This window comes from Chryseomicrobium palamuruense (genome assembly GCF_042649045.1).
Lineage (GTDB): Bacteria > Bacillota > Bacilli > Bacillales_A > Planococcaceae > Chryseomicrobium > Chryseomicrobium palamuruense.
The window spans coordinates 141,044-155,460 of the sequence record NZ_JBHSEF010000022.1 but is presented as its reverse complement, the minus strand read 5'-3'; the positions used below and the strand labels follow the sequence as shown (position 1 = coordinate 155,460).

Annotated in this window: 12 protein-coding genes; 9 read left to right on the top strand and 3 right to left on the bottom strand. The window is 40.4% G+C overall.

What is annotated here, in order from left to right:
- Nucleotides 1-41 precede the first annotated feature (41 nt).
- Both ACFO0S_RS09150 and ACFO0S_RS09145 read left to right on the top strand, forming a co-directional pair.
- Complete coding sequence (locus tag ACFO0S_RS09150; RefSeq protein ID WP_378141612.1) at nucleotides 42-587, top strand: DUF2179 domain-containing protein; 546 nt, start codon at nucleotides 42-44, stop codon at nucleotides 585-587.
- A 9-nt stretch (nucleotides 588-596) separates the two neighbouring features.
- Nucleotides 597-1,214 (top strand): HAD family hydrolase, encoded by a 618-nt coding sequence (locus ACFO0S_RS09145; protein ID WP_378141611.1) that lies wholly within the window; start codon nucleotides 597-599, stop codon nucleotides 1,212-1,214.
- A 48-nt stretch (nucleotides 1,215-1,262) separates the two neighbouring features.
- Here ACFO0S_RS09145 and ACFO0S_RS09140 read toward each other — a convergent pair whose 3' ends face one another.
- Nucleotides 1,263-5,051 (bottom strand): S8 family serine peptidase, encoded by a 3,789-nt coding sequence (locus tag ACFO0S_RS09140; protein ID WP_378141610.1) that lies wholly within the window; start codon nucleotides 5,049-5,051, stop codon nucleotides 1,263-1,265.
- A gap of 264 nt (nucleotides 5,052-5,315) precedes the next feature.
- Here ACFO0S_RS09140 and ACFO0S_RS09135 point away from each other — a divergent pair, with 264 nt between their 5' ends.
- The 5 genes from ACFO0S_RS09135 to ACFO0S_RS09115 all read left to right on the top strand — a co-directional run bounded on the left by ACFO0S_RS09135 (nucleotide 5,316) and on the right by ACFO0S_RS09115 (nucleotide 10,421).
- Entirely contained in the window at nucleotides 5,316-5,636 is a 321-nt protein-coding gene (locus ACFO0S_RS09135; RefSeq protein ID WP_378141609.1) for an SCP2 sterol-binding domain-containing protein, read from the top strand.
- Nucleotides 5,637-5,701: 65 nt separating this feature from the next.
- Nucleotides 5,702-5,992, top strand: a complete 291-nt coding sequence (locus ACFO0S_RS09130; RefSeq protein WP_378141608.1) for a hypothetical protein — start codon at nucleotides 5,702-5,704, stop codon at nucleotides 5,990-5,992.
- Nucleotides 5,993-6,292: 300 nt separating this feature from the next.
- Entirely contained in the window at nucleotides 6,293-7,339 is a 1,047-nt protein-coding gene (locus ACFO0S_RS09125; protein ID WP_378141607.1) for an S-layer homology domain-containing protein, read from the top strand.
- A 142-nt stretch (nucleotides 7,340-7,481) separates the two neighbouring features.
- A complete protein-coding gene (locus ACFO0S_RS09120) occupies nucleotides 7,482-9,860 on the top strand; it encodes a bifunctional 2',3'-cyclic-nucleotide 2'-phosphodiesterase/3'-nucleotidase (protein WP_378141605.1) in 2,379 nt (792 codons plus the stop codon).
- A gap of 141 nt (nucleotides 9,861-10,001) precedes the next feature.
- Nucleotides 10,002-10,421, top strand: a complete 420-nt coding sequence (locus ACFO0S_RS09115; RefSeq protein ID WP_378141603.1) for a hypothetical protein — start codon at nucleotides 10,002-10,004, stop codon at nucleotides 10,419-10,421.
- A gap of 17 nt (nucleotides 10,422-10,438) precedes the next feature.
- Here ACFO0S_RS09115 and ACFO0S_RS09110 read toward each other — a convergent pair whose 3' ends face one another.
- Nucleotides 10,439-12,019, bottom strand: a complete 1,581-nt coding sequence (locus ACFO0S_RS09110; protein WP_378141602.1) for a M14 family zinc carboxypeptidase — start codon at nucleotides 12,017-12,019, stop codon at nucleotides 10,439-10,441.
- A gap of 146 nt (nucleotides 12,020-12,165) precedes the next feature.
- On the opposite strand from ACFO0S_RS09110, the gene ACFO0S_RS09105 reads away from it, so the two are divergent.
- The gene (locus ACFO0S_RS09105; RefSeq protein WP_378141601.1) at nucleotides 12,166-12,612 is read left to right on the top strand and encodes a VanZ family protein; all 447 of its coding nucleotides are present in this window, start codon (nucleotides 12,166-12,168) and stop codon (nucleotides 12,610-12,612) included.
- 99 nt (nucleotides 12,613-12,711) lie between these two features.
- Nucleotides 12,712-13,725, top strand: coding sequence for an S-layer homology domain-containing protein (locus tag ACFO0S_RS09100; RefSeq protein ID WP_378141599.1), 1,014 nt, complete (start codon nucleotides 12,712-12,714; stop codon nucleotides 13,723-13,725).
- Between the two features lie 32 nt (nucleotides 13,726-13,757).
- Here the strand turns inward: ACFO0S_RS09100 and ACFO0S_RS09095 are convergent, their stop codons facing one another.
- On the bottom strand, nucleotides 13,758-14,318 hold the full coding sequence (locus tag ACFO0S_RS09095) for a biotin transporter BioY (RefSeq protein WP_378141597.1): 561 nt from the start codon (nucleotides 14,316-14,318) through the stop codon (nucleotides 13,758-13,760).
- Nucleotides 14,319-14,417 lie beyond the last annotated feature (99 nt).

Below are 14,417 nucleotides of genomic sequence, written 5' to 3'. Positions count from 1 at the left end.
ATAGACTAGACGAAGCTAACCGCATGAGAGGGAGGGATTCTGTGCTCGATGCACTCATCATTTTTGTAGCCCAGTTAATTTATGTTCCAATCCTAACACTTCGAACGATTATGATGGTCAAAGGAATGAAAGCAAAGGCAGCAGGATTTGGTATTCTGGAGGGAATTATTTATGTCGTAGCCCTTGCCATTATTTTTAGTGATTTATCGAACTATATGAATATGATTGCCTATGCACTCGGGTTCGGTGTTGGTCTGTATCTCGGTCAAATCTTAGAACAGCGCTTAGCCATTGGATTTGTCTCCCTTGAAGTGAATGTAATGAATAAAAATGAAGACATGATTCAACGACTTCGCGATGAAGGATTTAGTGTATCTACTTCAGAAGTGGAAGGGATGAATGAAGCTCGGAGGTACCGTTTGGATTGTACAGCTCGGCGTGACAGAGAGCAAGAATTTATTCGCATCGTCAGTGACTATGAACCAAATGCTTTTATTGTGTCCTATGAACCTAGAAACTTTAAAGGTGGCTACATTACGAAAGCCATGAAACGAAATCGAAAATTAGCAAAAGAACGAGCCGAATAGGAGGCACCTATGGAAAGTATTATATTTGATTTAGATGGGACCCTTTGGGATTCCAGACAAACGATTGCAGAAGCATGGACGACAGCAGTGCAAGAACAAGGCTACGAAGAACGGGTATTTACAAAAGACGATATCGGCAGCATAATGGGTCTTCAAATTCCTGTGATCGCTGAAAGACTATTTCCGATGGAAACTCTTGAACGCCGGAAAGAGATTATGGACGCTTGTGCAAGAGAAGATCAACAAATGATTCGTGAACAAGGTGGCGTACTTTTTCCAAAACTTGAAGAGACGTTAAAAGAACTTAAAAAGACACATCGTTTATTCATTGTTTCGAATTGCGAAGATGGGTATATTGAGGCGTTTTACGCTGCACATGGTCTTGAAGCGTATTTTGAAGACTTCGAAAATCCAGGCCGAACAGGTCTCTCAAAAGGTGAAAATATCCAACTTATTATGGAAAGAAACTCAATTTCTTCGGCTATTTATGTAGGGGATACACAAGGGGACTTAGATGCGGCTCGTCATGCGGGAATCCCATTCGTCTTTGCAGCATATGGATTTGGAGAACCAGAAGCTTATGATTATAAGATAGAAGCTTTTGATCAATTACTAATACTAACATGAAAATGACCTTCTCAGATTCGTTCTCTGAGAAGGTCATTTTGTGATTGATTATTTATTACCTTTACCTTTGCCTTTGCCCTTGCCAGGTTTGTCTAAATTTGTTTGGTCAATCGTTACTTCAAAGTTTGTTTCATTTCCGGCAAGGTCCGTCACTTTAATTACAGCTGTTGTAATTGACCCATTTAATGGAATCGTTACAGTGGTATCATAACGGTATCCATTCATTTCATAAGGCTCTGAAAGTGAGTTATAGAAAATTTCGCTATCGTTAACATATAAGCGAACTTCATCAAAGTTATCCGTTAGTGTGATTGGTAATTCGAACGATTTTGCATCTTTTGATGCAGAGAAGTTTTTCACTTTTGTCGTAATTCTCGCAGCTTGTGTATCTACGAAAATTCGACGTTGTATAGAAGTTGTATTTCCTTCGTCATCTGATGCTTCTACTCGTACGATATGAACACCATCTTTAAATTCCAATGTACTAGAGAAATTTGTACCGTCAAAGTTCGCATTTACGCCATTTATTTTTACATTTGTGACTTTTGTGTTATCTTTCACTTCACCAGCAACAAGTACATTTGACGTCTTATGAACTGAGAAGAATCCAGGTTCGTCAATGTATATAACAGGTGCGTCATAACCCGACTCCCATTTTGAATCGCCCTTGTTATCTGAACCAGGTGTTTCTTCAGCTCCAGTTGGAGGTGTATCTTCTTCCGGTGTCGTTGAACCGAAGTTATTTGTCCACGCATCATAGTTTCCAGCAACGTCCCATACGACAACATCAACTTGACCAACTTCATAGCTGCTAAGGTCGATTGCAGTAGTTTCTGTAAAATGCATGTCGACAATTTCACCGTCATGGTAAATTTCAACGCGGTCAATTCCTGAACCGACTTCAACAGTAGAAGCTTCCAATATTTTCGTTTCTTCATTGAAGACAAATTCTGTCTCCGGAGCTTTCGTATCTAATTTGAGCGCATAGTTTTCAGTTTGCCACACTGCACCTTCAAAATCGATTTTTGCTTTTAATTGGATCGTGTAATCCCCATCTGGGGCAAACTGACCATTAATCTTCCCGTCCCAAGCATAGACTGGATTAAATGTGTATGGATTTGTTGAAATATAATTCTTTCTCAACTCAAATTCGTTTCGGATTGTACGAACGACTTTCCCCGTAGAATCTAATACATTTACTTGAAACTCTTTCGCGTTTCTCATAAGTGAGAATATGGGTAGAGCTGTATCAAGAGTGCCATCTCCATTTGGAGAGAAGGCAAAAGTGGATGGGTCAACTGAGCCATTTTCTAAAGCTTTTCCAGGTATGCCCTTTCCTTCAGCTGTATAAAGGCCTTGAATTCCCCAAAAGCTTGTAGGACCTTCCCAATAGTTTTCATCAAAGATTGATGCATCGTCCCATGAGCCATTAAAGCCAAAGAATGGGACGACAAGTGACGGTAATACCTCATCTTCTTCACCTGGAGTAGCATCTTCTAGTGTGACAAAGCCGTCAATGAAATAACCGTTAGTGAAATAATCCTTCAACCATCCTGAGGTCGAAGCATCTACTTCAAAGGTAAGCTCTTTTGTTTCCTTTTTACCTAAAGTAATTGTTTCATTAAATAGAGATTCATAATCGCTACCATTTTCAAGCACGATTGAACCATATGCTGCATTGTTTGGTAATGTTATAAATCCATTAGCTCCAGCATTAACTGGCGCATCTGTTTGTAATTGAAGGCCAACGTTATATGTCTTTTTCGAATCTCCAAAGTTCTCTACTTTCAAAGTAAACGTGAATGTACCATCTTTGATTTCTTTCAAAGCAACTTTTGCTTCACCTGTTGCTTTATTTGTTACCATTACGTCCGTTTCAAGGGCATTCGCAAGTTGCATGATTCCAGCACCTTGACGACGAGGGGATACATACTCACCTGGATTTAATTCTACAGGCTTAGCTGTGTTCATTAACAGGTTTTTCGCGTGTAATGAACGCTTTGCACCTTTTAGCTTAAACTCATTATCGACCCGCTCAAGTACTAAAGCAGATCCTCCTGCAACGTGAGGAGCAGCCATAGATGTTCCTGACATCAAACCATATTGATCAGAATTTAGAGTAGAGAAAATGTTTCCGCCAGGAGCTGTGATTTCAGGTTTGAAATCTAGATTCGGAGTTGGGCCCCAAGATGTGAAACTACTCATTTTACCGGCTTGTGGATTTGGAGTATTCACGATACGACCGTCAAAATTAACGGCTACAGAATTCCCATCATCTAACTGCTTTTTCATAGCCAGACCATCGACTTGTAATGCAGACATATAAGGAATTGTGATTCTAGGGTCACTTGCCATATTGATTGTCCCTGCAGCGTTATTATAAACAATCACTCCTGCGGCCCCAGCAGATTGAGCGTTTAATCCTTTAGCCGTGAAGTTAATTTCTCCTCGAGCAACCAGTGCATATTTTCCTGAAAAGTCTTTCCCGGCGAAATCTTCAGGCTTTCCAAGTCCAGCATCTAAAATCTCAATATTTGTATTGGCTTCAGGGTCAACACCATTTGCAAGTAGAAATAATCCTTCTCCAGCTTCTACTCCATTGACTAAATATTTGAACCCACTCGCAGCAATACTTGTATTTTCAAATGATGCGACTCCAAACGAATCTTTCGAAACGGAAGGGGAGCCTGTTAATCCATAATCTTGATTCGTAGTGGATGGATACCAAGTTCCTGACCCGAACATATCCGAGTTACCAGCTGAAATTGAAACAATCAATCCATTTTTCTGAGCACGTGAGACGGCTTTCTGTTCCGGGCTGTTTTCATCTTGATAACCTGCAGTTGAACCAAGTGACATGTTAATCACGTCTGCACCAAGCTTAATCGCATCGTCAATCGCTTTTACATATATATCTCCATACGTAGATGGGAAAAGTGGATCGTTTCCAAATACTTTTAGGGCAAGAATCTGGGCTTCAGGAGCTACACCTTTGATTCCGCCATTTGATTCGTCACCATTTGCCCCTACTGTTCCAGAAACGTGCTGCCCGTGCATGGACGCATCCGGGCCAAGGTCACGAACTTCTTGATTGTCGTCCATGTAGTTATAGCCGAATGGTACTTTTTCAGAGAAGTATTTACCAGCATCAATCGAACCTTTTTTCACTAATTTATCAATTTCTTTTTTTGTAAGTTCTTCATCAGTTTCAGGAGATAAAACAAAGTCTCGGTGAGATGGATCAATACCGGAGTCGATAACTCCTATTACCATACCTTCACCTTTAAACTGATACTTATCCCACGCAAGCTGAGCTTGTACCAGTTCCTTTGAAGTCACCATATTTGGTTGTTCCACAGGACGAGAATATTCTAGTGACTCGTAAACACGTTTTACACCTTCTGTACTTGCAAGTGCTTCTAAGTCTTTAGCTTCCACTTCAGCAGAAAAGCCATTAAATACGGTTGTAAATTCTTCTTTGAACTTAACGCTCTTTGCTTTTCCTTTAGCTTTATCCTTTACATTCTTCTGTTTACCTTTTAGCTTTGCTTCGATGGTTTCTTTTTCTGTATCCGATAAATCTTTATATCGTTTCCCTTTTTTCGTTGCTTCTTCAATCGCAGGGGCATCATCAAGTTCAACGATGACACGAATAACTTCATTTTGATTTTTTGGAACTTCCAATTGAAGAGGAGAAATCTGTGCAGGTTTCTGTTGAATAAGAGTAGGAATGGTCTTTTGTAATTCTGCGGATGCTTTTGGAGCAGGAACGCCTGCTGCCGTACTGAGAGCTAGAGTGGCTACTAAAGAAACCACCAATGATTTACGTTGTTTCAAATTTTATCCCCCTCGATAAATATTGTTAGAATAGTGTAACGATTAAAAATTTAACATATAGTTTAATAAAATTTACATTACAAAATGATTACAAATATTAAGAAATGATGACATTAGATTTTTATGAACCTTAGAGCCTGTAGAATTCGTGATTAATTGAATCTATACTACTATCTAAATTAATAGGTAGTTATTATTGATTACGTCAAAAGATTTAGGTAATATTGAATATTCGGTGTTCGACAAAATCTGAGGAGGAACAAAATGTCCATTTGGAATGAAATTGAAGAGAAACTGAATGCAAATCCTACACCAATTCAAGATGAAAGTGTCCGTTATGAATTTCATTTATTAGGAGACTCAGAGGAGAATAAACAACTCGTTCTCATAAATGGTAAAGCGACAATTGAAGAAGTAGGCTCCGGAGAACCGAACTGTATTCTTAAGATGTCAGCTTCAGATTTCGCAAAATTGATTCATGGAGATCTGAAAGCTACTTCTGCATTTATGTTTGGAAAACTGAAAGTAGAGGGAAGCATGGGGTATGCGTTAAAACTTGAAAAAATACTTAGTGAATATCAGTGATGCTGAAACCTTCCTTGTCTTCATTCGTATAGACTAGTACTAATTATAAGAAGGAGCGATTGTTTATGAGCAATCTGCGTGTTGCAAAAATTATTGCATTAATTTTTGAAGTGGTCTTGGCGATTCCAATCTTAGGCGGATCGATTGTAATTATGTCAGGCTATTCCGCACTAGGTGTTGCATTTATTATCCACTTAGTGGTCTTCATTCTTGCTCTTAAAATGCACGGCGCTAAATTAGGATCAATTTTTGGAATGGTGACTAGTTTAATTGCTTGGATTCCTGGTATCGGCTGGTTATTCCATACGATTACAGCTATTGTTTATGCGGTTGAAGTTTTAACACGTAAAGAATAACAAAAGGCCTTTCATTTCATTCGAAATGACGGGCCTTTTCCGTTGTGACTCGGAATAAAAACTAAGTCATCGATTGTATCAAATGTTTGCATGAATAGAGGCAAAAAAATCACTTTCAATACATAGAAAATCTCATGAATCTTCATTTCATTCCCCCAGCTTGTTTCTTCTATTCTGTCACAGCTGACAAACACGGTAGATAGTGAATGTTTTAACTAATAGGGAATTGTACATGGGAAGAAAAGGAGAAGTGTTTGTTAAACTATAGTAAAATTGGGTCTACTAAAGGAGTTGAACACTATGAAAAAATGGATTGTGTTACTTGTTATCCTATTTACCTTTTTGATGATGACCCCTGTCTCTGCACAAAATACTGTGTATAAAGATGTCCCACCTAATTATCCAAGTTACGGGGAAATCATGTTTCTATTAGAGCGAGGTGTGGTTACACCTCGGCAGACTTTTGGTACAGGAAAGCTCGTGACACGGGAAGAGGCGGCTGTTTTACTTGCTAGAGCTGTAGGTTTAAAAGGCGACCCCCGTCAAACGAAGTTTTCTGATGTTGCAAGTAGTCGAAACTCATCAGGTTACGTTCAATCGGCTGTAGAACGAGACATTATTTCAGGCTATTTAGACGGAACATTTCGTCCAGAAGGTCTTGTGACACGTGGTCACATGGCAAAATTTTTAGTTCAAGGGTTTCAATTAACGAATGAACAGGATATTACATTCTCGGACGTCGGACAAAGTACAGCTGCATATCCGTTCATCCGAAAATTAATTCCAAGTCAGATAACGATTGGTTTTCCAGACGGAACATTCCGACCGGACGAAAACTTGACACGCGCTCAAGTAGCAATTTTTCTAGCACGGGCGTTAGGGTATACTAAAAATCAACAACCACAGGAAGTAAAGCCAACTCTCCTACCCAAATCGATTCAACTTGGGCAAAGCCAAACGCAAGTAGTAACCCTATCACCAGGACGTCTGGTGGAGCAACAATCAGATACACTCATATTTGCAGATGTTCCTTTCCTGGAAAATTTCCTTACAGCGAATTATGAGTTCGTCAACAATCAACTTGTAGCGGTCCACTTTACAAAATCAGTAAGTAAACAAACGACAAAAGATGAATTGAAAAGTGAATTTGAAAACGTGACAAGTGCCTTAACAGCTGTGTATGGAAATCCTGCCTATGCTGAGTTAAATTGGGTAAAAGAAGGGGCGGATGAATTTCTATATGCAGATTGGTACGAATTGCAGCAGGAATTTATCGTATTTAGTGTCTGGAATTCTACACTTCCAGAGTTTAATGTAACGATCAATCGTCCTGGATTTTATGAGTAAGGCGCTAGACGGAGGGAGTCCCTTCCGTCTTTTTTAATGCAATGAAAAGATTGTGAAGTATTTGAAAATTCATTTCACAACTCAAAATAGTTCAGGTATACTTAAATCGTTTCATTCAAACTTTCCATAGGGAGGAAATATTATGAATAAAAAGGTGAAGGTAACATCTGCTGCTTTAGTTGCAGGTCTTGTACTGTCTTCATTTGGACCCGCGATAAGCGCTGCACCAGTTGTTGATGTTACAAGGGGTGAATATGTAAAGAGTCTAATCACTGCAATGGATGTCGAATTAGGAGATGGCAGTTCCGTTAAATTCAGTGATGTCGAATCGAGTTTAAAACCGTATGTCGAAAAAGCATTAGAGCTTGGACTGACAAAAGGGAAAAACTCAAAACTCTTTGGTACTACGGAACGCGTCACGCGAGAACAAGCATTCGTGATGACGGTCCGCGGACTCGAAGCTGACAAGACGTATCCAGCTACAGTTGTTGAAAAGTTCAAAGACCATAAAACAATCAGTCGTACGCTACTTCCAGAAGTATCAAAGGGTGTGGGAATGGGCTTTTTCTTAGGCTACCCGGATAAAACCATTCAACCAGGAAAACTAGTAGCACCAGGCGAAATGAAGCGTATTGTTGATCGTTTCTTAAAGGAATATAGCCCAAGTCAAACGAACACAACAGTGGCAATGCAAATTCTAGGGACGACGGATATCCATACAAATATCATGCCATATGATTATTATAAAGATAATGCAACGCAGTCACTTGGACTTGCCAAAACAGCTACTCTTATCAAACAAGCACGTCAAGAAAACCCAAATAGTATCTTAGTCGATAATGGCGACTTGATCCAAGGGACACCTTTTGGGTCGTATGTGGCGACAGTGGACCCATTAAAAGATGGTCAGGAGCATCCATCCATTACGACAATGGAATTATTAGGTTATGATGCAGGGACTCTTGGAAATCACGAATTCAACTACGGACTTGATTTCTTAGATGAAGTGCTTGATGATGCGGATTATCCGGTAATTAATGCCAACGTGAAAGATGCAACGAGCGGTGAACGTCTATTCCAACCGTATGTAGTAGAAACAAAGACATTTAAAGATTCCACAGGAAAAGACGCTCAAGTCAAAGTGGGAATTACGGGCATCGTCCCTCCAGATATTTTAAAATGGGATAAATCTCATTTAGAAGGGAAAGTAACAGTTCAAGATTCTGTTCACGCTGTAGAATGGGCTGTCAAAGAGATGAAAAAAGAAGGAGCTGACGTCGTTGTTGTCTTGGCTCACTCGGGCTTTGGAGATGACATTCATACAGTCGGTGAAGAGGATGTAGGTTACCTACTGACAAAAGTGAAAGGCGTAGATGCGCTCGTTACGGGCCATGCCCACTCAACATTCCCAGATGCGAAAAACGCACCGAAACTTCCTAATGTGGATGTAGCAACAGGTTTGATCAATGGCGTGCCAACTGTGATGCCAGGAAAATATGGTAGCCATTTAGGGGTGATTGACTTAGAACTGGTGAAACAAGGGAACGGGTGGATAGTATCTTCTTCCTCTTCAGAACTACGTGCAATTTCTTCAGATGTGACAGCTGTAGATCAAGAAATTGTCGAAGCAGTCAAAACGATTCACGAGAAGACACTTGAATACGTGCGTGAAGCTGTTGGTACGATCACTTCAGACATCCACAGTTACTTTGCACAAGTACAGGATGACCCATCCATTCAAATCGTGACAGATGCTCAAAAATGGTATATGGAGAAGAACATTGCTCAAATCGCTGCAGCTAATCCGGAATACGCAAACCTTCCAATTTTATCAGCTGGAGCACCATTTAAAGCGGGAACACGTTCAAATCCAGACTACTACACGTTTGTTCCTAAAGGTGAAATCGCTATTAAAAACGTTGCAGACCTCTACTTATATGACAATACATTGGCAGCCCTTATCGTGACAGGTGAGGATGTAAAAGAATGGTTAGAAATGTCTGCAGGTCAGTTCAAGCAGATTTCAACAGATGCAACAGGTGAACAACAATTAATTAACACAGACTTCCGCTCATACAACTACGATGTTATTGACGGTGTCACGTATGAAATTGATGTAACTCAGCCTGCGAAATATAGTCCAGACGGTGTCCTAGCGAATGAAGATGCGTCTCGTATCCTTAACTTAATGTATGATGGAAAACCGATTGATTTAAATCAGAAATTCATTGTGGCAACAAATAACTATCGTGCAAATGGATTGTTCCCAGGGGTACGCGATAAAGAAGCCGTCATCATGTTCCCAGATGAGAACCGTCAGGCCATTATTGACTACATTTTAGAAAAGAAAACCATTGATCCTTCAGCGGATAACAACTGGAAGTTCGCTCCTCTGCCAAGTACGGCAAATGTTGTGTTTGAGTCTTCGCCAAAAGCAAAAGCTGCAATCACTACGGAAAGCGGAATTACGTATGTGGGTGAAGGAACAGATGGATTTAGTAAATATCAATTAAAAAAATAAGCAAACAAATTAAATGACAGTTCTGACAAATGCATGTAAACTAATGATAGAACATTAGTTTACGCGATTTGATGAAACTGGGTTGGAAGGTCACAGATCCCCATTGGTCTGTGATCTTTTTTCTTGTAAGGAGTGGAAAGAGTGTCTAAACGTACGAAAATTTCGTTCTACATACTAATTGGCCTGCTTTTTGTATTTTCTTTTTTTGAGCCATTTATCTTACTTTTTGTTACGTTACCGCTTGTGCTTGTTGGAATCGGCTATCTTACGTCTAAGAAAGTGTTAACGAAACTACCAGAAGGAATGTTATCCATTTTAATTGCTGTTCTTGCAGGTGGGGTAGCTGTCTTTTTAGCTTCCATTGTGGGGTATACGCTTGTTGAAATGTTGATATATGGAACTACCAATGCAGAACTGGACCGTCAGGATGTGTTGATTTCAGCTGGTCGCACCGCTCAAAACGTGAGTGTCTTTTTAGCTTTCTTACTAGGTTATATGAATTTTTTACGCTATCTCGATAATCGACGAAAACAAAAGAAGACTCCGTCCTCATCCAAATGAGTGACAGAGTCTTCTTATTATTTGCGGCTAAATGCTTCAACTGCAAGGTAGAGACCGACTTTGCTATTTTGCTTCCAAATCCGGTCCCAGTTAGCAAGTGGAACAGGTCGTTCGCCAACGAATGTCGAGATTTCTAAAGAAATTCCAGGTTTCTTCGTTTCTTGAATAAAGTAATCTGCAGATGCCCCTGAACCTGGTAAATATTGCGGAGGCATCACTTTGTATCCTGTGATGGTGCTCAAATTTCGCGCTAATGCTAAATCTCGTTTATATTCTTTACTTGCTTGATAATTGAACCAGTACATAATTTGACCAGAAGAATGGTACGAAACATATGATTCAAACGGACGAGATTTCATAAAGTCTTTTAGTGCTTTTGCTTCCGGTTCAGAGAACGGGGCAGGTCCTTTATATGCCATGTAGGCAGGCTTTGTATTGCCACCTCGAATCGTTTCCCAACGGGAGGCAAAATTGTCATTTAAGTCGACGCCCCGAACATTCGCTTTCCAGCGGTTGAAGTTCGTACTTCCTCCATTAATCCGTGTGGCGAGTGCGCCATTTTTAACTGCGCTCGCACCGCTTTGTACGAGCGTCACCCCATCCGGATTGACCATAGGAACGAACCAGACGGAAGCTTTATTGAATGCATTTCGAGCATTGTACCCGGCGTACACAGAATTATTTAAATAATGGTAGCTGTATGTATCAATCATTTCCGCAAGAACATTTGAGGTCATATGTTCTCTCGCATGAACAGAAGCATCCATCAATACTTCTTTTTTACTTGTTCCTAACTTGAAAGCAAGAATTTCACGTCCTTCTACAGAATATCCAATACGTTTTAATTCAGTGAATTCCGGATACATTCCATGAAGCGTGCGTAAGAAATAGTTCAGTTCGGTATGAGACAAATTCTTTTTCGGATTGAAATAATCACTGTGAACGAAGTCAGAAAGGTTGATCCATCCTTCTTGAGACAAGTAGTTGATCTTTCCTTTGCCGTTTTGCTGGTCGAGTAAGTAGACAAATTGTCCTCGAGCCAAAGTGCCGATACGTTGTCCAGCTTTATTTGTCACGACCGCTTCAACTTCAGGGAGCATCCGGTAGCTAAATACCGCTTTTCCGGTAAAGTCGGTTGGGGCAGCTGTAATTACAGGAAGAGTGCCTTGTTCTGGTACAAAATACTCCATGCCGTTATAGACAATCGAATGGTAACCTCCTGAACTTCCGGAACGTTTGAACACCGCCCCTGGTTCAAGCATTCCACGACGGAATAAGTCCCCATTTTTTAAATTATAATAAGGAATGGCTTGATCGGCCACTTGAAATGCGGAAGTGGATGCCTCAAAGAGGGACCGAGCCTGAGAAGATGAAATATAGCCAGTCATCCCATTATAAGAGACGGTATAAAAACCATTTTCATAGTGGGAAGCAGGAAGTTGTAATGACTCTGCTAGTTGAGTAGCTGGTGTAGAAGTCGTATCTGGTGCGGAATAGAGAATCGCATTTTGAGACGTTTCAACTGTCCAGGAATTTTCAGCATTTACGATGAAAGGGAAAGTAAAAAAGAATAGCAAGCTTATAATCCACTTTTTCATAGAAATCTCCTTTTTTCTTTTCACTTTAGCATTGTCCTTTATAACTGTCATGGTGCATTTAGATTTTTTGCAAAAATAGGTCCATAGAAGGCGTCTAATAAAACTGGTATAATGGGAGAATATTGGTAAAGAGATAGGGGTACATAATGAAGACATGGAAATGGTGGGCATTGGTGGGAATCTACATGGGAGTGATTTTTTATCTTTCTCACCAACCTGCCACAAGCTCAAATGAATTGAGTACAGATTTGACTGAGGTCATTACAGAAACTGTCGGAAAAATAATAAAGACCAATGAGTTATCCATCTCCGATTGGAATCATTTGTTGCGAAAGAACACGCATTTTTTCGCTTACTTAGGCCTTGGATTGCTCACTTGGAAAGCATTGTCTCAGCATTTCACAGGGATGAAAAACTATATTTTTGCTTGGGGAATCACAACCATCTATGCGATGACGGATGAATTACATCAATTGTTCGTTCCGGGGCGGGGCGGTCAAGTCAGCGATGTTCTCCTCGATAGCGCAGGGGCTGCCACAGGTTTATTGCTATTGTACCTAGTGCGTACAAAAATGCGTTTGTCACGTAAGTGAAATAAAGTTGTTATCAAGATGTTAGATTATTTAGGCAAGATGGTTCTATGACAAAAAATGAGGCTATGAAAAAATTAAGATATTGGAAGGAGAGGTTTTATGCGAAAATACAAACTCATGATACTCACTTTACTTATCTTAATTCTCTCTACCACTCAAGTCACGGCAAGTAGTCTATTTAAAGACATTTCATCTTCGGACTGGACGTATCCAGCTATTGAGAAATTAGTCAATGATCAAGTCATTCAAGGGTATGCTGATGGAACGTTTCGTCCCAATGCAAACGTAACGAGGGCACAAAGTGCTGTCTTTCTTGGTAGAGCTTTAGACATTGATGTGACAAATGTCAAAAACCCAGGTTACTCGGATGTTACTTCGAAAACGTTTGGCTATGCGTATATTGCGAAGTTAACGGAACTAGGTATCTTTGCGAAGGCCGAGCGTTTTAACCCGGAACAAACATTGACACGTGCTCAAATGGCAAAAATAATTGCACTTAGTTTTGAACTAAATGGAGATGTAACGAATCAATTCAAAGATGTATCATCTTCTAGTTTTGCTTATCTCTATATTGGGCAGCTAGTAAAAGCAGGTATTACGACAGGAACTACAGCGACCACGTTTAGTCCGGGCGCATTTGTAAATCGTCAACAGTTGGTTCTCTTTATTTATCGAGCTCAAAATCCGGAACGACCCGTCACGCCACCTGTTCAATCAGATGGACCTACGACAGCAGAAGCCCGTGAGCTCCTTCAGCAAGTAAACAAAGCGCGTGCTGAAGCAGGTCTTCCTGCACTGAAATACGATTCAGCTGTTGAAAACGTCGCAATGATCAAGGCGAAAGACATGCGAGACAATACTTATTTTGCACACCTCTCTCCTACGTATGGTCAGCCCCATGAGATGTTGACACAGTTTGGCATTAAGTGGACATATTCGGGTGAAAACATTGCCGCAGGTCAAAATACAGTGAGCGCTGTTCATACAGCATGGATGAACAGTCCTGGACACCGCGCAAATATTTTAAATCAAAATTATACTCATGTCGGCTTTGGCTATGTCAATGGTGGAAGTTATCGTACGTACTGGGTGCAGATGTTTATCCGCAAATAGAAAGAAGGAGCTCGGTGTGAGCTCCTTCTTTTTTATACGGTAGTTGTCGATAACAAGCGGGCAGATTGCAGACGGTTTCGTACAGCAATCCCTCCTACAGCAGCAAGAACGGCTTTGACAATTCCCAGTGGAATAAATGGCGTGACGCCTCCAGCGATGGCAGCAGCCCATGATAAATCCGCAGCAATCTTAAGCCAAGCGGTTCCGAAAGCAAGCGTGATGACCATTCCAATTAAGTTCGCCACAATTGCCTGTTTGACTGTAAAGCTTGTTTTTTCTAAGTAATACCCCATGATGAAAGCTGTTGGTAAGAAGCCAATCAAGTATCCTCCAGTTGGACCTACGAGTGCTCCAAGTCCACCGTTCATTCCTGCAAATACAGGGGCTCCGATGGCGCCGAGCAATAAATAAATAGCAACGGAAATCGTCCCGTAGCGTTTCCCTAAAATCGTAGCAGCAAGTCCGATAGCCAATGTTTGCCCAGTAATAGGAACAGGGGAGAATGGTAGGGGTACTGATATTTGAGCAAATACAGCGATGATAGCAGCAAACAATGCACTAACAATCATCATTTTTAAACGGTCATTTCTCATGTTGTCATCCACCTTTATGTATAATGAGTTAACTAATTATATTTAAATCGGTTAACACAATTTTAGAATATCGGACAATCTATATGACGTCAAGTTTTT